This window comes from Sphingobium sp. TKS (assembly GCF_001563265.1).
Taxonomy (GTDB): domain Bacteria; phylum Pseudomonadota; class Alphaproteobacteria; order Sphingomonadales; family Sphingomonadaceae; genus Sphingobium.
Map to the genome: position 1 here is coordinate 17736 of NZ_CP005088.1, position 19610 is coordinate 37345.

The 19610-nt window shown below is 61.0% G+C and carries 22 protein-coding genes and 4 pseudogenes; 19 read left to right on the forward strand and 7 right to left on the reverse strand.

The window, feature by feature from the left end; all coding sequences use genetic code 11:
* Positions 1–86 precede the first annotated feature (86 nt).
* From K426_RS29005 to K426_RS29015, 3 genes and pseudogenes are all read left to right on the forward strand, one after another.
* Positions 87–787 (forward strand): annotated as a pseudogene (locus tag K426_RS29005) (SDR family NAD(P)-dependent oxidoreductase); the annotation flags it as partial.
* Between the two features lie 60 nt (positions 788–847).
* Positions 848–1318 (forward strand): hexachlorocyclohexane dehydrochlorinase, encoded by a 471-nt coding sequence (gene linA / locus K426_RS29010; protein WP_013040172.1) that lies wholly within the window; start codon positions 848–850, stop codon positions 1316–1318.
* Positions 1319–1746: 428 nt separating this feature from the next.
* Positions 1747–2904 (forward strand): FAD-dependent oxidoreductase, encoded by a 1158-nt coding sequence (locus K426_RS29015; protein WP_021246209.1) that lies wholly within the window; start codon positions 1747–1749, stop codon positions 2902–2904.
* Positions 2905–2922: 18 nt separating this feature from the next.
* Here the strand turns inward: K426_RS29015 and K426_RS29020 are convergent, their stop codons facing one another.
* Positions 2923–3687: an IS6-like element IS6100 family transposase gene (locus tag K426_RS29020; RefSeq protein ID WP_001389365.1), complete on the reverse strand. Its 765-nt coding sequence runs from the start codon at positions 3685–3687 to the stop codon at positions 2923–2925.
* Between K426_RS29020 and K426_RS31695 the strand changes: the two genes are divergently transcribed.
* From K426_RS31695 to K426_RS29040, 4 genes are read left to right on the forward strand one after another with little or no spacing between them, the layout of a single operon-like run.
* Positions 3664–4113, forward strand: a complete 450-nt coding sequence (locus tag K426_RS31695) for a TonB-dependent receptor (RefSeq protein WP_237230250.1) — start codon at positions 3664–3666, stop codon at positions 4111–4113. The genes K426_RS29020 and K426_RS31695 overlap by 24 nt on opposite strands.
* A 39-nt stretch (positions 4114–4152) precedes the next feature.
* Positions 4153–4905, forward strand: a complete 753-nt coding sequence (gene linC, locus K426_RS29030; RefSeq protein WP_015460611.1) for a 2,5-dichloro-2,5-cyclohexadiene-1,4-diol dehydrogenase LinC — start codon at positions 4153–4155, stop codon at positions 4903–4905.
* A gap of 21 nt (positions 4906–4926) precedes the next feature.
* Positions 4927–5613: an EthD domain-containing protein gene (locus tag K426_RS29035; protein ID WP_007682394.1), complete on the forward strand. Its 687-nt coding sequence runs from the start codon at positions 4927–4929 to the stop codon at positions 5611–5613.
* Positions 5613–5975, forward strand: coding sequence for a hypothetical protein (locus tag K426_RS29040; protein WP_007682395.1), 363 nt, complete (start codon positions 5613–5615; stop codon positions 5973–5975). The genes K426_RS29035 and K426_RS29040 overlap by 1 nt, the downstream gene beginning before the upstream one ends.
* Before the next feature lie 97 nt (positions 5976–6072).
* Here K426_RS29040 and K426_RS29045 read toward each other — a convergent pair whose 3' ends face one another.
* Complete coding sequence (locus tag K426_RS29045) at positions 6073–6837, reverse strand: IS6-like element IS6100 family transposase (RefSeq protein ID WP_001389365.1); 765 nt, start codon at positions 6835–6837, stop codon at positions 6073–6075.
* Between K426_RS29045 and K426_RS32970 the strand changes: the two genes are divergently transcribed.
* The 8 genes from K426_RS32970 to K426_RS29080 all read left to right on the forward strand — a co-directional run bounded on the left by K426_RS32970 (position 6824) and on the right by K426_RS29080 (position 11582).
* On the forward strand, positions 6824–7504 hold the full coding sequence (locus K426_RS32970) for a TolC family protein (protein ID WP_335339817.1): 681 nt from the start codon (positions 6824–6826) through the stop codon (positions 7502–7504). The genes K426_RS29045 and K426_RS32970 overlap by 14 nt on opposite strands.
* 8 nt (positions 7505–7512) lie before the next feature.
* Positions 7513–7956 (forward strand): TolC family protein, encoded by a 444-nt coding sequence (locus tag K426_RS32975; RefSeq protein WP_335339818.1) that lies wholly within the window; start codon positions 7513–7515, stop codon positions 7954–7956.
* Between the two features lie 168 nt (positions 7957–8124).
* Complete coding sequence (locus tag K426_RS29055) at positions 8125–8373, forward strand: type II toxin-antitoxin system VapB family antitoxin (RefSeq protein ID WP_007682496.1); 249 nt, start codon at positions 8125–8127, stop codon at positions 8371–8373.
* Entirely contained in the window at positions 8370–8759 is a 390-nt protein-coding gene (locus K426_RS29060) for a type II toxin-antitoxin system VapC family toxin (protein WP_007682494.1), read from the forward strand. Before K426_RS29055 ends, K426_RS29060 begins: the two co-directional genes overlap by 4 nt.
* Positions 8759–9064, forward strand: coding sequence for a hypothetical protein (locus K426_RS29065; RefSeq protein ID WP_007682492.1), 306 nt, complete (start codon positions 8759–8761; stop codon positions 9062–9064). The genes K426_RS29060 and K426_RS29065 overlap by 1 nt, the downstream gene beginning before the upstream one ends.
* Positions 9061–9459, forward strand: a complete 399-nt coding sequence (locus tag K426_RS29070; RefSeq protein WP_007682491.1) for a hypothetical protein — start codon at positions 9061–9063, stop codon at positions 9457–9459. Before K426_RS29065 ends, K426_RS29070 begins: the two co-directional genes overlap by 4 nt.
* Complete coding sequence (locus tag K426_RS29075; RefSeq protein WP_007682488.1) at positions 9459–10421, forward strand: tyrosine-type recombinase/integrase; 963 nt, start codon at positions 9459–9461, stop codon at positions 10419–10421. The genes K426_RS29070 and K426_RS29075 overlap by 1 nt, the downstream gene beginning before the upstream one ends.
* A 63-nt stretch (positions 10422–10484) precedes the next feature.
* Positions 10485–11582, forward strand: coding sequence for an IS630 family transposase (locus tag K426_RS29080; protein ID WP_007683624.1), 1098 nt, complete (start codon positions 10485–10487; stop codon positions 11580–11582).
* A 45-nt stretch (positions 11583–11627) separates the two neighbouring features.
* On the opposite strand, the pseudogene K426_RS29085 reads toward K426_RS29080, so the two are convergent.
* From K426_RS29085 to K426_RS29100, 4 genes and pseudogenes are all read right to left on the reverse strand, one after another.
* Positions 11628–11951: pseudogene (locus tag K426_RS29085) on the reverse strand (transposase); the annotation flags it as partial.
* Between the two features lie 81 nt (positions 11952–12032).
* A complete protein-coding gene (istB, locus tag K426_RS29090; RefSeq protein WP_004211466.1) occupies positions 12033–12896 on the reverse strand; it encodes an IS21-like element helper ATPase IstB in 864 nt (287 codons plus the stop codon).
* Positions 12893–13390 (reverse strand): annotated as a pseudogene (locus tag K426_RS29095) (IS21 family transposase); the annotation flags it as partial. The pseudogene K426_RS29095 and the gene istB, both read right to left, overlap by 4 nt.
* A gap of 51 nt (positions 13391–13441) precedes the next feature.
* Complete coding sequence (locus tag K426_RS29100; RefSeq protein ID WP_007684572.1) at positions 13442–14638, reverse strand: IS256 family transposase; 1197 nt, start codon at positions 14636–14638, stop codon at positions 13442–13444.
* 189 nt (positions 14639–14827) lie between these two features.
* Here K426_RS29100 and K426_RS29105 point away from each other — a divergent pair, with 189 nt between their 5' ends.
* The 4 genes and pseudogenes from K426_RS29105 to K426_RS29115 all read left to right on the forward strand — a co-directional run bounded on the left by K426_RS29105 (position 14828) and on the right by K426_RS29115 (position 18550).
* On the forward strand, positions 14828–14983 hold the full coding sequence (locus tag K426_RS29105; protein ID WP_443018235.1) for a helix-turn-helix domain-containing protein: 156 nt from the start codon (positions 14828–14830) through the stop codon (positions 14981–14983).
* A 39-nt stretch (positions 14984–15022) separates the two neighbouring features.
* Positions 15023–15787, forward strand: a complete 765-nt coding sequence (locus tag K426_RS29110) for an IS6-like element IS6100 family transposase (protein WP_001389365.1) — start codon at positions 15023–15025, stop codon at positions 15785–15787.
* A gap of 50 nt (positions 15788–15837) precedes the next feature.
* Positions 15838–15984: pseudogene (locus K426_RS33220) on the forward strand (ATP-binding protein); the annotation flags it as partial.
* A gap of 193 nt (positions 15985–16177) precedes the next feature.
* Positions 16178–18550: a TonB-dependent receptor gene (locus K426_RS29115; RefSeq protein WP_066564841.1), complete on the forward strand. Its 2373-nt coding sequence runs from the start codon at positions 16178–16180 to the stop codon at positions 18548–18550.
* A gap of 170 nt (positions 18551–18720) precedes the next feature.
* Here K426_RS29115 and K426_RS29120 read toward each other — a convergent pair whose 3' ends face one another.
* Positions 18721–19485: an IS6-like element IS6100 family transposase gene (locus K426_RS29120; RefSeq protein WP_001389365.1), complete on the reverse strand. Its 765-nt coding sequence runs from the start codon at positions 19483–19485 to the stop codon at positions 18721–18723.
* Positions 19486–19610 lie beyond the last annotated feature (125 nt).

A 19610-nucleotide genomic window follows, 5' to 3' on the forward strand; every position in this document is an offset into this window, starting at 1 on the left:
CTGAATTGCGCGCTCAAGCTATTTAGGAGGCACAGGATGAGCAACAGAATGGCAGGAAAGTCGCGCTCGTAACGGGCGCGGCGAGCGGCCTGGGTGCAGCGCAGGCTCGGCTTTTTGCCAAGGAGGGCGCCAAGGTCGTCGTCGCCGATCTGAATGTCGAAATGGGCAACAAGGTCGTGGCCGAGATTCAGGAAAGCGGGGGCGAGGCCCTATCGTGCGGCTGGATATCACCGATGCTGCGAGCTGGGCGGGGGCTGTCGAGGCGGCGGTTGGGGCCTTTGGGAAGCTCACGACGCTTTACAACACCGCGGGCATCATCCACGGCGCGATGATCCAGGACGAGACGCTCGAAGGCTGGAGCAAGATGATCGCGGTCAACCAGACTGCGCTTTTCCTGGGCCTGAAGATGGTTGCGCCGGAAATTGCGAAGTCGGGAAATGGTGCGATCCTAAACATCAGTTCGCTCGTCAGCGTCATCTGTGAGCCTGGCTTGATCAGCTATGCGGCGACCAAGTCTGCGGTACGCGCGATGACCAAGGTGGCTGCGCTGGAATATGTCGGGCAAGGGGTGCGGGTGAACACCATCGTTCCTGGTGGCATGAAGACGCCGATGCAGGCGAACGTCACGCCCGAGCAGGTTGAATGGTACAAAGCGCAGATCCCGATGGGCGATCTTGGCGAGCCGAACGATATCGCTTATGGGGCGCTATATCTTCTGTCAGACGAAGCTAAATATGTTACTGGAACGGAACTGTTCATCGATGGCGGCTGGTCTTCTGCGGCCTAAATCCTTGATGCCCTCGATCCTGCTAAGATTACGGGATTATATTCAACTAGGAGATACAAAATGAGTGATCTAGACAGACTTGCAAGCCGGGCCGCGATTCAGGACCTCTACTCTGACAAGCTCATTGCCGTAGACAAGCGCCAAGAGGGCCGTCTCGCTTCTATTTGGTGGGATGATGCAGAGTGGACCATTGAGGGAATCGGCACCTACAAGGGCCCGGAAGGCGCCCTCGATTTGGCCAATAACGTACTCTGGCCAATGTTTCACGAATGTATTCATTATGGAACCAATCTGCGCTTGGAATTTGTGAGCGCGGACAAGGTAAATGGTATTGGCGACGTCCTTCTCCTTGGAAATCTCGTCGAAGGTAATCAGTCGATTCTTATCGCTGCGGTCTTCACGGATGAGTATGAGCGCCGTGACGGGGTGTGGAAGTTCTCTAAGCGCAACGCATGCACGAACTATTTCACCCCGCTGGCCGGCATTCATTTCGCACCGCCCGGCATTCATTTCGCACCGTCCGGCGCATAATCTTATATATACAAGTGATTAGTTGGGCATTCACATGACGCTTGTCGTGTGGATGCCCAATTTTATATGGATGGAGAACTCAAACACAACGCGACTCGCGATTGGAGATGAGTCACGCCGGGGCACCTGGCGCCGAATGGTGGCCCCCCATTCAGCATTGCCGATCGGGCTTGCAATTTCGCCCGCCTGGTCCGTTAGAAGCATGAGCGCCGCCCATCGAAAGATGTTTCGGGATGGCCCCATTTGCCTTCTCGTGCTTGCCGATGCGGAGATCAGGCGCGGTTGACATGTGACCATTTGGTAATCTATCCTTTCCTTGTATCGAGGTGCGACGTGATCTCGCTTCGGTAAAAGAAGGGCGGAGCATTGACTTCGACGCAGGAGAGACGGTCGGCGGCTTTGGGTCGTTCGACCGGTGGAGGGCATTCTTGAAGCAATCGGCAGAGCGATCGCGGTTATCTCGCCGCGCTTTCATCCAGGCCGGCGGCGCGGGGCTGGCGGTTTCCACCCTGGGTGCTGCGGCATCTGCTCCGGCTGTTGCCGCGGTGGGCCGGCAGTGGACCCAAATCGCGGATATAGTCGTGGTCGGCAGCGGCGCGGCCGCCTCGGTTGCCGCACTTGCGGCTGCCAAGGACGGCGCGAAGGTCCTCATGCTGGAAAAAGCGCCGGTATATGGCGGTACGTCCGCGAAATCCGGTGGGGCTTTCTGGGTGCCCAATAATTTCAGGCTGAAGGAGCGGGGGATCGAGGATCCAAAGGCTTCGCTCCTGGCTTATTGCGCTGCCTATTCATATCCGCATCTTTTCGACAGCAATTCACCGACGCTCGGCCTGGGTGAGGATGTCTACAAACTGCTTGAGGCGTTTTACGACAACGCGTCGCCGATGACGGACATGTTGCGGGAAATCAAGGCAGCCGAGATAGGCCGCTTTCATGTCCTTCCCGACGGCCAGGGAACCGATCTGCCTGACTATGGCGTGCTCGACGGCAACAATAAGGTGCCTCGCGGACGGTGCCTCGGACCCATCAAGCCTGATGGGTCGCCAGGATTCGGCGCGGAGTTGATGCGCCAGATCAAGGCGCGCATCGACGCTTATGGCATTCCCCTGCTCACCAGCCACCAGGTTGTCCGCCTGGTTACCGACGGGGATGGCGCGGTGCTCGGCGTCGAGGCGCTGAACGACGGGAAGGAGGTTTCCTTTGGCGCGCGCAAAGGCGTGATCTTCGCAACGGGCGGGTTCACCTATAATCGCGAAATGCTCAATCTCCATCAGACAGGGCCGGTCTATGGCGGTTGCGGGGTGCCGACCAATACTGGCGACTTTGTATCGATTGCCGGGGCTGTTGGAGCGAAGCTTGGCAATATGGGAAGCGCCTGGCGCGCCGAGATCGTGCTGGAAGAGGCGCTGGAATATGTAAGCGTGCCAAGCGACGTATGGATTCCGCCGGGCGACAGCATGTTCATTGTCAATCGCTATGGGAATCGTGTCTTCAACGAGAAGCGCAATTACCATGACCGTGCGCGCGTACATCAACATTATGATCCCAACGGCTCTGTTGCAAAGATTGGCGGCAGTCAGAGGTAGGCTGTCGCTCTGCGCCGATCAGGCGGCTGCTGCGAAATGGTGGTTGAGCATGCCCATGGCCTCCGTCAGCGCCGAGGGCCCAATGCCAAAAGCTCTCTCCACAAGGCGCACCTCGCCCCTGATGCCGGGCTGCAGGCACCAGGGGCGAGCCTGTCCTTTGCGCAGGGCTCGCATGACTTCGAATCCCTTGATCGTGGCATAGGCCGTGGGGATCGATTTGAAACCGCGCACCGGCTTGATCAGTATCTTGAGCTTTCCGTGATCGGCCTCGATCACGTTATTGAGATACTTCACCTGCCGGTGGGCCGTCTCCCGGTCCAGCTTTCCTTCGCGCTTCAATTCGGTGATCGCTGCACCATAGCTCGGCGCTTTGTCGGTATTGAGCGTGGCAGGCTTTTCCCAGTGCTTCAGGCCTCGCAGGGCCTTGCCCAGGAACCGCTTCGCTGCCTTGGCGCTGCGGGTCGGCGACAGGTAGAAATCGATCGTGTCGCCCCGCTTGTCGACTGCCCGGTACAGGTAGGTCCACTTGCCCCGCACCTTGACGTAGGTTTCATCCAGGCGCCAGCTCGGATCAAAGCCACGCCGCCAGAACCAGCGCAGCCGCTTCTCCATCTCCGGGGCGTAGCACTGGACCCAGCGATAGATCGTCGTATGGTCGACCGAAATGCCGCGTTCCGCCAGCATTTCCTCAAGGTCGCGATAGCTGATCGGATAGCGACAATACCAGCGCACCGCCCACAGGATCACATCACCCTGGAAATGGCGCCACTTGAAATCCGTCATCGTTCCGTCCGTCCAATCTCCGCCAAGCATGCTCAAGCTTCACGATTTTTGCAACAGAGCCATTTCAGCGGCGCACGGCTGCCGTTTTCGCCCAAATGGCAATCGAGCCTGAGCGCGGACTACAGCCTGCCGCTGGGTGGCGTGAACCTAACCATGGGCACGACGATCTCCTCACAAAGCAAATCGCTGGGCGTTCTGGCCATCACCAACGCGGACAAGGATCTCTACGAGGTGAATGGCCGCACGCTCGTTTCCGCGCGGCTTGGCGTGGAAGCGCCTGATGGCCGCTGGGCGGTCTTCGGCTGGGGTCGCAATATCTTCAACAAGTATTACTGGACAAACACGATCCAGACTTACGATACCGTTGTTCGCTACGCTGGTCGACCCGCCGAATATGGCTTGACCGTGCGCTTCAAGTTCCAGTAATGAAACCGGAACGCCGATAAGAAACTGTTGGAGGGATAGATGTCTGATTTGAGCGGCAAGACGATAATCGTGACGGGTGGTGGCAGCGGCATCGGGCGCGCCACCGTGGAATTGCTGGTGGCCAGTGGTGCCAACGTCGCGGTGGCGGACATCAACGACGAGGCCGGTGAGGCGGTCGTCGCTGCGTCTGGCGGGAAGGCCGCCTATTTCCGGTGCGACATCGCACAGGAAGAGGACGTGAAGGCACTTGTCGCGCAGACTCTGGCGGCGTTCGGCGGGCTTGACGGCGCGTTCAACAATGCGGCGATCCCGCAGGCCGGACTGCCGCTTGCCGAAGTGTCGCTCGAACGGTTTCGGCAGAGCATGGATATCAATGTAACCGGCACGTTCCTGTGCATGAAGTACCAGATCCTTGCGATGATCGAGCGCGGGACGAAGGGATCGATCGTCAACACCGCATCCGTCGCTGGCGTGGTCGGCGTGCCGATGCACGGCGAATATGTCGGCGCGAAGCATGCGGTGGTCGGGCTGACCCGCGTGGCGGCGGCAGACTATGGCAAGCACGGCATTCGCGTGAACGCGCTTGTGCCCGGCGCGGTGCGCACGCCTATGCTGCAGCGCGCGATGGACAATGATGCGGGCCTTGAGCCCTATCTGAACTCGATCCACCCGATCGGCCGTTTCAGCGAACCGCACGAGCAGGCCCAGGCCGCCGTATGGTTGCTGTCCGACGCGGCTTCGTTCGTCACCGGCTCCTGCCTTGCAGCAGACGGCGGCTTTACCGCGATCTGATCATTTTACGGAGCAGCCTCCATGCACAGCATCAAGATACTCGCGACGATCCCGCGCCGGAAGGACATTTCGGAACAGCAGTTCCACGATCACTGGCGCCATCCGCACGGCACACTCAGCAAGAAGATCGCGTGCCTGCGCGGCTATGTGCAATCGCACCGGATCGTCTCTCCGCTGCTGCCTGATACACAGCTGGCCTACGACGGCATTACCGAGCTGTGGTATGACAGTCTCGACGATGCGCTCAACATGGGCAAAGATCCCGCGCATCGCAAATACAACATCCCCGACGAACCGCTGTTCGTCGACATGGACGGACTGAAGTTCACCTTCTTCGAGGAGGACATTATCCGCTCGCGACCGGCGGTGGACGATCCCGATGATGCGGCCGTGCAGTGGTCGCCCACCGAATGGTCGGTAAGCGTCAAGATCCTGCAACTGGTCAAGGCGGATGGCAATCCGGCCTGGGCAGGCGATCAGGACAAGGCGCTGGGCGATCGCATCGGCGCGTTTCGGCATGTCCGCTCGTTCGCGATAGACGCGGTGCACAAGGGCACCTCGCCGTTCATCGGCGCGCGCGAACTGTGGTGGCCGACGCTATCCGATTTCGAACGCGGCGTGGCGGGTGATCGCGCGGCGTTCGATGCGCTCCTGGCACAGGCCGGCCAGCATTACACGATGCTGGCATCGGCCGAGCGGGTGATCTGATGCCGGCCCCCGCGCTCGACGAGGAGCCCGTGCTGCCCCCCGGCTTCGAGGATCTTCTCGAATTCGTGCCGCACTGGATCGGCGAGACGGCGCAGGAACGATGGGATATCCGGGCGCGCGCGACTATGGCGGAGATAACCCGCTTCTACGATGTGCTGCTCTCCCGTTCGGAAGCCATCCTCGACCATGTCGAGACCTTTCCGCTCGACGCGATGCCGGCGCCGACGCTGCGCCTGTTCAGGCTACAGCTGGCGCTGGCTCACGCGGCGATGTCCGTAGAATTGCACAAGCAGCCGCGCGCGCACAATTCGCCCTATCCGCACCAGGTCCGCATCCTGCGGACGGCAGAGCCAACGCTGTAAAGGAGTTCGTCGCATGAACGAGATGACCGAGCTTGCCAGCATCGGCTCTGTTGCAAAGATTGGCGGCAGTCAGAGGTAGGCTGTCGCTCTGCGCCGATCAGGCGGCTGCTGCGAAATGGTGGTTGAGCATGCCCATGGCCTCCGTCAGCGCCGAGGGCCCAATGCCAAAAGCTCTCTCCACAAGGCGCACCTCGCCCCTGATGCCGGGCTGCAGGCACCAGGGGCGAGCCTGTCCTTTGCGCAGGGCTCGCATGACTTCGAATCCCTTGATCGTGGCATAGGCCGTGGGGATCGATTTGAAACCGCGCACCGGCTTGATCAGTATCTTGAGCTTTCCGTGATCGGCCTCGATCACGTTATTGAGATACTTCACCTGCCGGTGGGCCGTCTCCCGGTCCAGCTTTCCTTCGCGCTTCAATTCGGTGATCGCTGCACCATAGCTCGGCGCTTTGTCGGTATTGAGCGTGGCAGGCTTTTCCCAGTGCTTCAGGCCTCGCAGGGCCTTGCCCAGGAACCGCTTCGCTGCCTTGGCGCTGCGGGTCGGCGACAGGTAGAAATCGATCGTGTCGCCCCGCTTGTCGACTGCCCGGTACAGGTAGGTCCACTTGCCCCGCACCTTGACGTAGGTTTCATCCAGGCGCCAGCTCGGATCAAAGCCACGCCGCCAGAACCAGCGCAGCCGCTTCTCCATCTCCGGGGCGTAGCACTGGACCCAGCGATAGATCGTCGTATGGTCGACCGAAATGCCGCGTTCCGCCAGCATTTCCTCAAGGTCGCGATAGCTGATCGGATAGCGACAATACCAGCGCACCGCCCACAGGATCACATCACCCTGGAAATGGCGCCACTTGAAATCCGTCATCGTTCCGTCCGTCCAATCTCCGCCAAGCATGCTCAAGCTTCACGATTTTTGCAACAGAGCCCGCTACTCGATCGGCGTTGGCGTCACAGGATTCGAGCTCGATTTCTGGGGCCGGGTGCGCAACCTTTCTGACGCAGCGCGCTCGCAATATCTAGCAACCGTGCAGGCTGAACGGGCGTTCCGCCTCGCGTTGATCCGGGATGTGGCCTCGACCTATTTTGCTTCCCGGGAAGCCGACGAGCGGATCGCCCTTGCCGAAGCTACGGTACGCAGCCGGCAGGAAGGCCTCCGCATAGCCGAGCGTCGCCTTGAAGCCGGGGTGACTTCAGCTCTTGATTTTCGACAGGCGGAGTCGCTACTGACTCAAGCCGAAACGGAGTTGGCCAGCCTGCGCTTGGCCGAGGCGCAGAGTGAGAACTTCCTGGCCGTACTCTTGGGCGGACCCGTTCCTGTCGGGCTCACGGTGCCGCTGACGCTGGCTGACCAGAAAAACGGAACGGTGATTGCCGCCGGATTACCCTCCGAGCTGATGGTGACTCGACCGGACATATTGGCGGCAGAAGAGAAACTGCGGGCAGCGCGTGCCAATATCGGTGCTGCTCGGGCAGCCTTCCGCGTGCCAATATCGGTGCTGCTCGGGCAGCCTTCTTTCCATCCATCTCACTAACCGGTAGTATCGGTTTCGCTTCAACTGATCTTGGGAATTTGATCGGAAACGAAGGACTGAGCTGGAGCTTTGGACCTTCGATCAGCCTACCCATCTTCGATTGGGGTGCGAGGAAGGGCAATCTGAGCGTGGCTGAGGCACGTGAGGATATTGCCATCGCCGAATACGAACGCACCATTCAGGGAGCTTTCCGCGAAGTTGCGGACGCCCTTGCCGGGCGCCGCTGGCTTGCTGAACAGGTCGCCGCGCAGGTTCGTGCCACTGCGGCACAGCGAGCGATCGCCGATCTTGCCCGCACTCGCTACCGCGAGGGCGTCGCAAATTACCTTGAAGTGCTCGATGCCGAACGGAATCTGTTCATCGCGGAACAGACACTGATACAGCTGCGTCGCGCCGAGCTGGATGCTCTCGTCTCTCTGTATGTCGCTCTGGGCGGCGGCCAGCAAGGGTAATGGTGGTAATGTTCCACCGACGGGCCTTGGCTATTGATCATGACAACCTACAGATCGGTCCGCCGATAAATTCCCTGACCTATATATGATAATGTCCTTTATCATACACTCTTCCCCTTAGGCGCGCTGCATGGTAGAAAGGTGGCTAATTTTCTAGAAAGGCGGACCATGAGCCTCAATGTTAAAGACCCTGAAGCCCATCGGCTTGCGCAGGCCATCGCCCAAGCGACCGGCCAGAGCATGACCCGCGTGGTGACGGAGGCGCTGCGCGAGCGCTTCGCCAGGATCGAGCGTCAGAAAAGCAAGGCGAGCGTCGCGGAACTGCTAACGATCGCCGATCGCGCCGCCACGCATGTGAAGCGCCCCTATGTCGATCATGCCGAACTGTTTTATGACGATAATGGCCTGCCGAAATGATCCTCGACACCTCGGCCCTGGTCGCGATCCTCTATCGCGAACCCGAAGCGGCGACCTTCGCACAAGCCATCCATGATGCCGATGCCTGCCGCATCAGCGTCGCCAGCTATGTCGAGCTGTCGATGGTCATCGAACGCCAGCTCGGTCCCGAAGGGATGCGCCAGACCGAAGCCTTCTTTCGCCGCGCCGGCATCACGATCGAACCGGTGACGCTCGATCATGGCGAACTGGCGCGACAGGCGTTTCTCGATTTCGGCAAGGGCCGCCACAAAGCGGGCCTGAACTTTGGCGACTGCTTTTCCTATGCGCTGGCCAAGGCGACCGACGAGCCGCTGTTGTTCAAGGGCAATGATTTTGCCCTGACGGACATAGAGGCGGCGGCATAATGCGCGCGGTGCACGACAAGATCGAAGGCCCCTTCGCCATCGAGGAGAATATCGCCCTCTATGGCATGGTCGCTGGCGATGCGACGCTGCATCGGGGCATCCGTTTCATCCTCCACGGCACAATTACGGGCAACCTGACGATCGAGACCGGCGCGCGCGCAATCATCCATGGCACGGTGGCGGGACGCATCTACAACGAAGGCGGTCGCGTCGAGATCTTCGGGATCGCCGATGCCGTCGCCAACGGCTCGCGCGACGCCATCACGATCATCGATCCCGCCGCCCATGTCCGGGGCCGGCCATGACCCAGATCGGCGGTGTCCCCGACATGCACGACGAGGATGATTACCCGTATGACAATCCCGTGTCCCGCGCCCAGGCCGAGAGCTTGCGGGAGCAGGCCCGCGCGGGCGGGTTGCGGTTTGAGGCCTATCTGCCCCCGGCGCTGGCCGACTGGCTGTTGGAACCGATCGAGCGCGGCATGTTCGCCGATCCTTCGGAGGCGGTGTTCGCGATCGTCGGCAACTTCCGCGATCTGGAGCCGCATCGTGATCTGCGCGACGCGTTGCTGCGCCGGTTGTTGCAGGCGGCGGTCGATGATCCGAGGCCGGGCACTCCCCATGAACAGGTGCAAGCGGAGATGGCGCGCCGTCGCGTCGAACCGCGCGCCGCGCCCGCACGCTGGCGGAGAGAGGGGTAATGGCTCAGCTCGCCCCCCTTCCCTCGCCCACGCTGGCCTTGCCGGCGCTGATCGCGTCGGCCGACGACCGCGCGCGGTTGCGGTTCCTGGAGTTTTTCGCCGTCACCATCCGCAACGCGCATACGCGCCGCGCCTATGCGCGCGCGGCTGGCGACTTCCTGACCTGGGTAGCGGCGCGCGGGGTCACGTCCCTTGGGGCCGTGCAGCCGCTCCACGTCGGCGCGTGGATCGAGGCGCTGGGAGGCGAGATGAGCGCGCCCAGCGTCAAGCAGCAGCTCGCCGGCGTGCGTCGGCTGTTCGACTGGCTGGTGATAGGCCAGGTCATGCCGGTGAACCCCGCCGCATCGGTGCGCGGGCCGGCGCATAGTCAGCGGCGCGGCAAGACGCCGGTGCTGGCCCCCGACGAGGCGCGGCGGCTGCTTGATACGATCGACGTGGGTGGGCCGGCGGGTCTGCGCGACCGCGCGCTAATCGGGCTGATGGTCTATTCGTTCGCGCGGATCGGCGCGGCGCTCTCCATGCGTGTCGAGGACGTTTTCATGCAGAACCGCCGTCTCTGGGTGCGGCTGCACGAAAAGGGCGGCAAGCAGCACGAAATGCCCTGCCACCATAATCTTGAGGACTATCTGACCGCCTATATCGACGGGTGTGAGCTGCGCGCGCAAGCCAAGGGGCCGTTGTTCCGCACGATCGCGCGCGGGACCAAGCGGCTAAGCGACACTCCCCTGCCCCAGGCCAATGCGTTCGCGATGGTGCGCCGACGCGCGGTGGCGGCCGAGATCGGCACGGCGATCGGCAACCATTCGTTCCGCGCGACCGGGATTACCACTTACCTGAAGAACGGCGGCACGCTGGAGACGGCCGCGACGATGGCGAACCATAGCTCCACGCGCACGACCCAGCTCTACGATCGGAGGCCCGATGACGTGACGCTCGATGAGGTGGAACGGGTGTTGATCTAGTCACCTGGAACTGAAGTAAGCTTCATTGTATAAGCCCTTGTAGATCAGACGGAGGTTAATGTGATGGCGGGCAGACGGGCGGATTTGGTTGTCTTGAGCGGAGATGACCGGCGTTTTCTCGAAGCTCAGGTCCGCCGCCACAAAGCGCCGCGTTCACTCTCTGATCGATGCCGGATGGTCCTGCTTTGTGCAGAAGGGCTGCAGAGCAAGGAAGTCGCCGAACGCCTGGGCGTTCACGAGCACACGGTTGGCAAATGGCGCCGCCGGTTCGTGCAGGCTGGCATTGAAGGACTGACTGACGAATATCGTGCGGGTCGGCCACGAACAGTATCTGACACGCAAGTAGCTCAGGTGATCGAGCGTACGCTGAACACGACCCCCAAGGACGCCACGCATTGGTCGATCCGTTCCATGGCCGCCAAGTCCGGGCTGTCACACACCACCATCCGCCGGATCTGGGGCGCGTTCGGCCTGCAGCCGCACCGGTCCGAGACATTCAAGCTGTCCACCGATCCGCTATTTGTCGACAAGGTGCAGGACATAGTCGGGCTCTACATGTCGCCGCCGAACCGGGCGATCGTGCTGTGCGTGGATGAAAAATCGCAAATCCAGGCGCTGGATCGCGAGCAGCCGGTCTTGCCCATGGCGCCGGGGGTTCCTGAGCGGCGCACCCATACCTACGTCCGCAATGGCACGACATCCCTGTTCGCCGCGCTCGACATTGCCACCGGCGCCGTGATCGGGAAATGCTACAAGCGCCATCGGGCAACCGAGTTCCTCGACTTCCTCAAGCGGATCGACGCCGCGATCCCCAAGGGGCCAGACGTCCACCTCGTGATGGACAACTATGCGACCCACAAGACGCCAAAGATCAAGGCCTGGCTCGCACGCCGCCCGCATTGGCATGCTCACTTCACACCGACTTCGGCGTCCTGGATCAATCAGGTCGAACGATGGTTTGCAGAACTGACCCGCAAGCAGTTGCAGCGCGGTGTCCACCGATCAACCGCTGAACTTGAGACCGACATCACCGCATTCATCGCGGCGCACAACGAAAACCCCAAGCCCTACAAATGGGTCAAATCCGCCGACGAAATCCTCGCCGCCGTCAAACGATTCTGCCAAAAAACAATGAGCCGAACTTCAGATTCAGGTGACTAGCACTACTTTGGCAGTTTTTGTTCAGGCCTGTCTACGAGGAGCTTTTCACAATGGGGGCACCGAAGTGGCGGAGGCCTTATGAAGATGTTCAAGATCGCCTGTCGGATAGCTGGCATGCTCGGTTGTGGCGGCGGCCCCCCGACTCTTTTTTTTCCGCCCCGCTGCTTTGAGACGGCGGGCTTGAAGGAAAGCGTATGCGATCATTGTCATCAATGCATGTCGATGTAATCCAACCCAGGAGCGGCCTTCGAAATGATCGAGGCCCAGTTCTTCCTTGAGCTGCTGATGTGCTTGCTCGCAGATCCATCTCGCCTTGATCGTCGCGGCGAGCATTTTGAGGGTGGCGTCGGCAGGTAAATTTGAGACGTAGTTATAGCGCGACGATCTGGGTGAGAGGTCAGCGACTATCAGGATGAGAACAGATTGTCGCGGCGGGTTCATGGTGCCGGGTTAGATTGTCGCTGGCAAGGGCGATTCTTCGCTCTGATTGTCGCTGATCGACATTTTCTCGATGGATTTGATTGTCGCGTATTTTGGGGTCCTTCCAGCCCCTGTCTGTCGCTGGAGGGCGGCCCTGCGACGATAGCTCTCGACATTCATCTCGAAGATGGTGGCGTGATGAACGAGACGGTCGACGGCCGCGAGCGTCATGGCGGGATCCGGGAAGACCCGGTTCCATTCGCCGAAGGGCTGGTTGGCCGTGATGAGCATGGATCGGCGCTCATAGCGTGCGCTGATCAACTCGAAGAGCACGGAGGTTTCAGCCTGATCCTTGGCGACATAGGCGAGGTCGTCCAGGATGAGCAGGTGGTATTTGTCGAGCTTGGCGATGGCGGATTCGAGCGCCAGTTCGCGGCGCGCGAGCTGAAGCTTCTGGACCAGCTCGGACGTGCGGGTGAACAGCACGCGCCAACCATTCTGGACAAGTTGCAGGCCGATGGCTGCCGCCAAGTGGCTCTTTCCTCCGCCCGGCGGGCCGAACAGGATGAGATTGGCGCCCTTTTCCAGCCATCCGTCGCCCGAGGTCATGGCCGTGACCTGCGCCCGCGAGACCATCGGCACGGCGTCGAAGGCGAAGCTGTCGAGCGTTTTGCCCGGTGGTAATCGTGCGTCGCTCAGATGACGTTCGATCCTACGCCGGTCACGTTCGGCCATTTCATGCTCGGTAAGTGCAGCGAGCAGTCGGGTGGCGGGCCAGCCCTCCTTGTCGGCACGTTCGGTAAACTCGGGCCAGATCACCTTGATGGCAGGAAGCCTCAACTCGTTGAGGATGAAGCTCAGGCGCTGGGCATCGACGTTATGGGCCTTGGTCATGCGGCCTCTCCCAGCAGCAGGGCATCGTAGTCGGTCAGGGGGCCAAGCTCGACCACCACCTCGGGCAGCGCGGCCGGATCGGGCGAGAAGCGCGTTCGCAACGCGGCGATGTCAGGCAGCCGGCCTTCGTCAAGGTCCTGGGCGAGAAGATCGGCAAGCTCGGCCTCGCAGGCCCGTTCATGGGCCATGGACAGCAACTCGACCATCTTGCGGCAAGCGTCACGCTCGGACATGGCTTCGAGCAGCCGTTCGAACATGAGCCTGTACGCCTCGCGCGGGAACAACTGGTCGCGATAGGTCAGCTGCAGCAGGGCCATCGGCTTACGCCTGAGGCTATGGATCACGTGACGGTAATCCACCACATAGCCATGTTCGGTAGCGCTTTTCGGGCGACCGCGTGGCCGGGTCATGAGATAACTGCCGCCCAGGAACAGATCGAGCCGATCATCGTAGAGGCGCACACGCAGTCGATGCCCGATCAACCGTGACGGCACCTTCGTTGGTTGTGTGCGTCAAGTTCTGCAAATTGGCGGTCATGGTGCTGGTCATGCGGCTTTGCGTAGTTCGGTTTTCTTCTGCTCGCGCAGTTCGTCCATATTGAGGTAGCGGTTGGCTTCGAGCCAGTTTTCGTGGGTTTCGACGGCGAGTGCGCGGACCAGGCGCAGGCAGCTGGGGGCGTTGGGGAATATCCGCACGACATAGGTTCGCCGCCGGATTTCCTCATTGAAGCGTTCGAGCATGTTGGTGCTTTTCATGTGCTTGTGATGCCTGCGTGGCAGCCGGTAGAAGGAGAAGGTCTCCTCGATCGTCTCCTCGGCCCAGTCGGTGAGCCTGGGATATTTGGCGCTCCATCGGGCGAGCCACTGGGCGAGATCGGCGCGGGCCTCGGCGAGGTTGCGCCGGTCGTAGAGCCAGCGCAGTTCCTGCAGGCAGTCGTCGTCGGCCTTCCTTGGCAAGTGATCGAGCGCGTTCCTCAGGAAGTGCACGTAGCAGCGCTGGTATGCGGCGCCGGTCAGCACCTCGCGGATCGCCGCGCGCAGGCCGGCATGATCGTCGGCGACGACGAACTCGGTGCCATGCAGGCCCCGGTCACGCAGGCGCAGCAGGAAGTCCTTCCATGACGTGGCGCTCTCGCGATTGGCCATCTCCACGGCCAGTATCTGCCGCCTGCCGTCCCAGTCGATGCCGATCGCGATCAGCACCGCCTGGCTTCCAACCACGCCGCCTTCGCGCACTTTCTCGTAGCGGGCATCAAGGATCAGATAAGGGAACGGCTCGTCGAGGCGGCGCTGGGCAAAGGCCGCCAGGCTGCCATCGAGCTTCTTGTTGATCGCCGAGATCGTCGAGGCCGAGAAGGCATGGCCGCACAGCTCTTCGGTGATCGCCTTGACCTTGCGCGTCGAAACGCCCTGGACATACATCTCGGCCAGCGTCGCCACCAGCGCCTGCTCCGACCGCTGGTAGCGCTCGAACAGCTCGGTCGAGAAGCGCCCGGCACGGTCCTGCGGCACCCGCAGCTCCAGCTTGCCGACCCGCGTCACCAGCGTGCGCGGGTAATGCCCCGAACGGTAGCCGAGCCGCGCATCGCTGCGCTCGCTCTTGCCCGCGCCCAGCGCCTCGTCCATCTCGGCTTCCAGCATCGCCTGCATCACGCTGCGCACAATCTCGCGAAGCGCATCCGGCTCCTGCGCCAGCAACTCTTTGACAGCGGATACAGCAGGCTTAATCTCGGTCCTGGTCATGGCGGGTCTCCTCGGTGACGTTGAACATCACCAGCCTGCCATGACCGCCTCGCTCCTCAAGCGATTTTGCAGAACTTCACGCACACTACCCATTCGTTCCGATCAATCCACTAGGGAGGTATGGTGGCAAAAAACAATTCGGTCGCAAGAGTGCGGGGACCCCGCTCTGCGGCGCGGCGGCAGCATATATTGGCCACGACCCGCGATCTCTTCGTCAAACGCGGATTCCATCAGACCGGGATGGCCCAAATCGCCAGTTCATCCGGCATCGCGGTGGGGCAGATCTATCGGGACTTTGCCAACAAGGAGGCGATCATTGCCGCGGCTCTGTTGCAAAAATCGTGAAGCTTGAGCATGCTTGGCGGAGATTGGACGGACGGAACGATGACGGATTTCAAGTGGCGCCATTTCCAGGGTGATGTGATCCTGTGGGCGGTGCGCTGGTATTGTCGCTATCCGATCAGCTATCGCGACCTTGAGGAAATGCTGGCGGAACGCGGCATTTCGGTCGACCATACGACGATCTATCGCTGGGTCCAGTGCTACGCCCCGGAGATGGAGAAGCGGCTGCGCTGGTTCTGGCGGCGTGGCTTTGATCCGAGCTGGCGCCTGGATGAAACCTACGTCAAGGTGCGGGGCAAGTGGACCTACCTGTACCGGGCAGTCGACAAGCGGGGCGACACGATCGATTTCTACCTGTCGCCGACCCGCAGCGCCAAGGCAGCGAAGCGGTTCCTGGGCAAGGCCCTGCGAGGCCTGAAGCACTGGGAAAAGCCTGCCACGCTCAATACCGACAAAGCGCCGAGCTATGGTGCAGCGATCACCGAATTGAAGCGCGAAGGAAAGCTGGACCGGGAGACGGCCCACCGGCAGGTGAAGTATCTCAATAACGTGATCGAGGCCGATCACGGAAAGCTCAAGATACTGATCAAGCCGGTGCGCGGTTTCAAATCGATCCCCACGGCCTATGCCACGATCAAGGGATTCGAAGTCATGCGAGCCCTGCGCAAAGGACAGGCTCGCCCCTGGTGCCTGCAGCCCGGCATCAGGGGCGAGGTGCGCCTTGTGGAGAGAGCTTTTGGCATTGGGCCCTCGGCGCTGACGGAGGCCATGGGCATGCTCAACCACCATTTCGCAGCAGCCGCCTGATCGGCGCAGAGCGACAGCCTACCTCTGACTGCCGCCAATCTTTGCAACAGAGCCCGCACCACGTCTCCATCCTCACCATGAATGGCGACAGCTACCGCCTCAAACAGTCCGCCGGCCGGCGCTCCGCCAGAAGGGTGGAGCAAAACCAGGCCACTGTGTCGGCCGACCCGAACACCGGAGAGATCCCGCCGACATAGCCGGGAGAAAACGGTCACGACGACATGGAAAGGGCCCCGATCGGGGCCCTTTCCATGTCGTCATCACGCCTCGACCGATGGCCTACTTTTACACCGCCACCCTGGCCGGATTTTGCTCCGCCGTTGACAGTCGCCGCTGATCCGAATATGGACCATGCTTCGAGCAGATAAAAGACAAACGAGGGGATGATTCATGAGAGCTTATCTTTACTGTAGCGTCGCTGGGCTCCTGCTCGCGGGCGGGGGTGCCGCTTCGGCGCAAGACGCACCGGCATCGGCGCCCGCGCCGAACGCTGCGACCGCGCAGGGCGCAAACGAGATCGTGGTTACCGCGAATAAGCGCGAGGAAAAACTCAACAATGTCGGCCTGTCGATCACAGCGCTATCCGGTAATGCGCTGGCGGAGCGTAAGATAACGTCGCTTCAGGACGTCGCGTCCGCCATCCCTGGCCTTGCCTACGCGCAAAGCGCCACCAACACGCCGATCCTCACATTGCGTGGCGTAGGCTTCAACGAAAGCTCGCTCGGCGTCTACCCGGCGGTCAGCGTCTACGTCGACCAGGCCCCTCTTCCGTTTCCGGTTCTGGCAAGCCATTCGGCGTTCGATCTTCAGCGGATCGAGGTCCTGAAAGGCCCGCAGGGAACCTTGTTCGGCCAGAACTCAACCGGCGGTGCGATCAACTATATCGCGGCCAAGCCGACCCGCAGCTTCACAGCAGGCGGCGACATCAGCTACGGCCGCTTCAACGAAATTGACGGCAATGCCTATCTGAGCGGCCCGATCACCGAGAACCTGCGCGCCCGGATAGCTGTTAGCGGCACACACACCGATGACTGGCAGCGCAGCAACAGTCGCCCCTACGACACCAACGGAAAGGTCTCCTATATCACAGGGCGCGCCATCGTCGATTGGGATGCGTCGGACAGCGTGCGGTTCTCGCTCAGCCTGAATGCGTGGCGTGATACATCGGATCCGCAAGCCTCCCAATACATCGCACTTCGCGGCCAGAACCCTTTCGTGCAGCAATCGTCGATCGATTATCCGTTCTCGCCACAAAATCCCCGAGCAGCCGACTGGTCGACGGGTATCAGTACGCCGCGCAGCGACCGCAAATTCTACCAGCCCGCGCTCCGCGCGGACATCGATCTCACCGAAGCGATCACGCTGACGTCGCTCACCTCTTACGGCCACTACACCCAGCGGCAGACGACCGATGGTGATGGCATGGCGCTTGCACAAGGCGATCTGGTCAGGGACGATGGCCGGATCACCACCTTCAACCAGGAAGTGCGCCTTGCCAACTCGAGCAAGTCGGCGTTCCGATGGGTTCTCGGCGCCAACTATGAGCGCAGCCGCACTTACGAGAACCAGTTCCTCAACTTCGCAGATTCGTCCCAGAACAATGCCGGTGCCAATTTCATCGATGCGGGGGGCGTATACAATCGCCAGCGGATCAGGAACTATGCTATCTTTGGGAACGCTGAATATGACCTGACGTCCAGGCTGACGCTGAAAGGCGCAGTTCGGTATACCAACAGCCACAATCACGCGCTGACATGCACCTACGACGGTGGGGACGGACGGGTGGCGCAACTCCTCAACCTGCTGGGAAGCCTTCTCGGGACCGTGCCGTTCACGCCGATCGGCATCAATGACTGCTACGCGCTCAACCAGAACAACGTCCCGGGGACGCCCTATATCGGCCAGCTCAACCAGCACAATGTGTCCTGGCGGGCCGGTGTGGACTATCATGTCGGGCCCACCTCGTTGCTCTATGCGAACGTGTCTCGCGGGTATAAGGCAGGCAGCTTCCCGGTACTCGCTACCGCAAGCCAGTCCTCGCTGAACCCGGTGACACAGGAGCAACTCACTGCCTACGAAGCCGGCGCGAAGCTGGGTCTCTGGGATCGAAAGGTGCAGCTCAACCTGGCCGGCTTCTATTATGATTATCGTAACAAGCAGGTGCGCGGAAAGATCAACGATCCATTGTTTTCCGTGCTCGACCTCCTCGCCAATGTTCCTAAATCGCGCGTCCTTGGTTTCGATGGAGATGTGACGATCAACCCCTTGCCGGGCCTTAGTCTCACAGGATCCCTCACCTATCTCGATAGCAAGGTCCAACGCTATTCGGGTTACAACGCGATCGGAGAGGTCAACAATTTCGCGGGCGACCGGCTGCCCTTCACGTCGAAGTGGAATGTCGGCCTCAATGCCGACTACAAGGCTCGGCTCGACAATGGCGGAGCGCCCTTCATCGGAATTACGATGAATGCGCGATCCTCGCAGGACGCGGTAATCGGCGGCGGACGCATCGTCATCCCACCATCGCCGGTGAACAAGGTACTTCCAGGATTGATTCATCCCTTCGAGATGAAGGGCTACGCCACGTTCGACGCGCGGGTGGGATACGAGGCGCCGGATGGGCGCTGGACCGTGTCCCTCTGGGGCAAGAATATCTTCAACAAATATTACTTCACCAGCGTGATCACTTTCGACGACTCGATCTCGCGATTTGCTGCTCGGCCAGCGACCTATGGAGTCACGCTTGGCTTCAAGTTCGATTGACGTGCGCCTGGCATGGGCGCCTGAGGGAGGGGGCACCGTCACGTCCCTCAATATTGTCGGCCTGGGACTTTGCAGGCCGGCAGACATCAAGCTTCACACCTGCTGGCGACTGGGAGGGCTCTGTTGCAAAGATTGGCGGCAGTCAGAGGTAGGCTGTCGCTCTGCGCCGATCAGGCGGCTGCTGCGAAATGGTGGTTGAGCATGCCCATGGCCTCCGTCAGCGCCGAGGGCCCAATGCCAAAAGCTCTCTCCACAAGGCGCACCTCGCCCCTGATGCCGGGCTGCAGGCACCAGGGGCGAGCCTGTCCTTTGCGCAGGGCTCGCATGACTTCGAATCCCTTGATCGTGGCATAGGCCGTGGGGATCGATTTGAAACCGCGCACCGGCTTGATCAGTATCTTGAGCTTTCCGTGATCGGCCTCGATCACGTTATTGAGATACTTCACCTGCCGGTGGGCCGTCTCCCGGTCCAGCTTTCCTTCGCGCTTCAATTCGGTGATCGCTGCACCATAGCTCGGCGCTTTGTCGGTATTGAGCGTGGCAGGCTTTTCCCAGTGCTTCAGGCCTCGCAGGGCCTTGCCCAGGAACCGCTTCGCTGCCTTGGCGCTGCGGGTCGGCGACAGGTAGAAATCGATCGTGTCGCCCCGCTTGTCGACTGCCCGGTACAGGTAGGTCCACTTGCCCCGCACCTTGACGTAGGTTTCATCCAGGCGCCAGCTCGGATCAAAGCCACGCCGCCAGAACCAGCGCAGCCGCTTCTCCATCTCCGGGGCGTAGCACTGGACCCAGCGATAGATCGTCGTATGGTCGACCGAAATGCCGCGTTCCGCCAGCATTTCCTCAAGGTCGCGATAGCTGATCGGATAGCGACAATACCAGCGCACCGCCCACAGGATCACATCACCCTGGAAATGGCGCCACTTGAAATCCGTCATCGTTCCGTCCGTCCAATCTCCGCCAAGCATGCTCAAGCTTCACGATTTTTGCAACAGAGCCTACCGTTTTGCGACGCGGGTTTCCAGAACAGTTTTGACAAAGTGCGGCCCGCAGATTTACGTTG

Coding starts and splice junctions, on each gene's coding strand:
- linA (WP_013040172.1), top strand. CDS start 848: ATGAGTGATCTAGACAGACTTGCAAGCCGGGCCGCGATTCAGGACCTC.
- K426_RS29080 (WP_007683624.1), top strand. CDS start 10,485: ATGGCGGGCAGACGGGCGGATTTGGTTGTCTTGAGCGGAGATGACCGG.
- K426_RS29110 (WP_001389365.1), top strand. CDS start 15,023: ATGACGGATTTCAAGTGGCGCCATTTCCAGGGTGATGTGATCCTGTGG.
- istB (WP_004211466.1), bottom strand. CDS start 12,896: ATGACCAAGGCCCATAACGTCGATGCCCAGCGCCTGAGCTTCATCCTC.
- K426_RS29035 (WP_007682394.1), top strand. CDS start 4,927: ATGCACAGCATCAAGATACTCGCGACGATCCCGCGCCGGAAGGACATT.
- K426_RS29020 (WP_001389365.1), bottom strand. CDS start 3,687: ATGACGGATTTCAAGTGGCGCCATTTCCAGGGTGATGTGATCCTGTGG.
- K426_RS29060 (WP_007682494.1), top strand. CDS start 8,370: ATGATCCTCGACACCTCGGCCCTGGTCGCGATCCTCTATCGCGAACCC.
- K426_RS29045 (WP_001389365.1), bottom strand. CDS start 6,837: ATGACGGATTTCAAGTGGCGCCATTTCCAGGGTGATGTGATCCTGTGG.
- K426_RS29120 (WP_001389365.1), bottom strand. CDS start 19,485: ATGACGGATTTCAAGTGGCGCCATTTCCAGGGTGATGTGATCCTGTGG.
- K426_RS29070 (WP_007682491.1), top strand. CDS start 9,061: ATGACCCAGATCGGCGGTGTCCCCGACATGCACGACGAGGATGATTAC.
- K426_RS29055 (WP_007682496.1), top strand. CDS start 8,125: ATGAGCCTCAATGTTAAAGACCCTGAAGCCCATCGGCTTGCGCAGGCC.
- linC (WP_015460611.1), top strand. CDS start 4,153: ATGTCTGATTTGAGCGGCAAGACGATAATCGTGACGGGTGGTGGCAGC.
- K426_RS29100 (WP_007684572.1), bottom strand. CDS start 14,638: ATGACCAGGACCGAGATTAAGCCTGCTGTATCCGCTGTCAAAGAGTTG.
- K426_RS29075 (WP_007682488.1), top strand. CDS start 9,459: ATGGCTCAGCTCGCCCCCCTTCCCTCGCCCACGCTGGCCTTGCCGGCG.
- K426_RS29065 (WP_007682492.1), top strand. CDS start 8,759: ATGCGCGCGGTGCACGACAAGATCGAAGGCCCCTTCGCCATCGAGGAG.
- K426_RS29115 (WP_066564841.1), top strand. CDS start 16,178: ATGAGAGCTTATCTTTACTGTAGCGTCGCTGGGCTCCTGCTCGCGGGC.
- K426_RS31695 (WP_237230250.1), top strand. CDS start 3,664: ATGGCGCCACTTGAAATCCGTCATCGTTCCGTCCGTCCAATCTCCGCC.
- K426_RS29040 (WP_007682395.1), top strand. CDS start 5,613: ATGCCGGCCCCCGCGCTCGACGAGGAGCCCGTGCTGCCCCCCGGCTTC.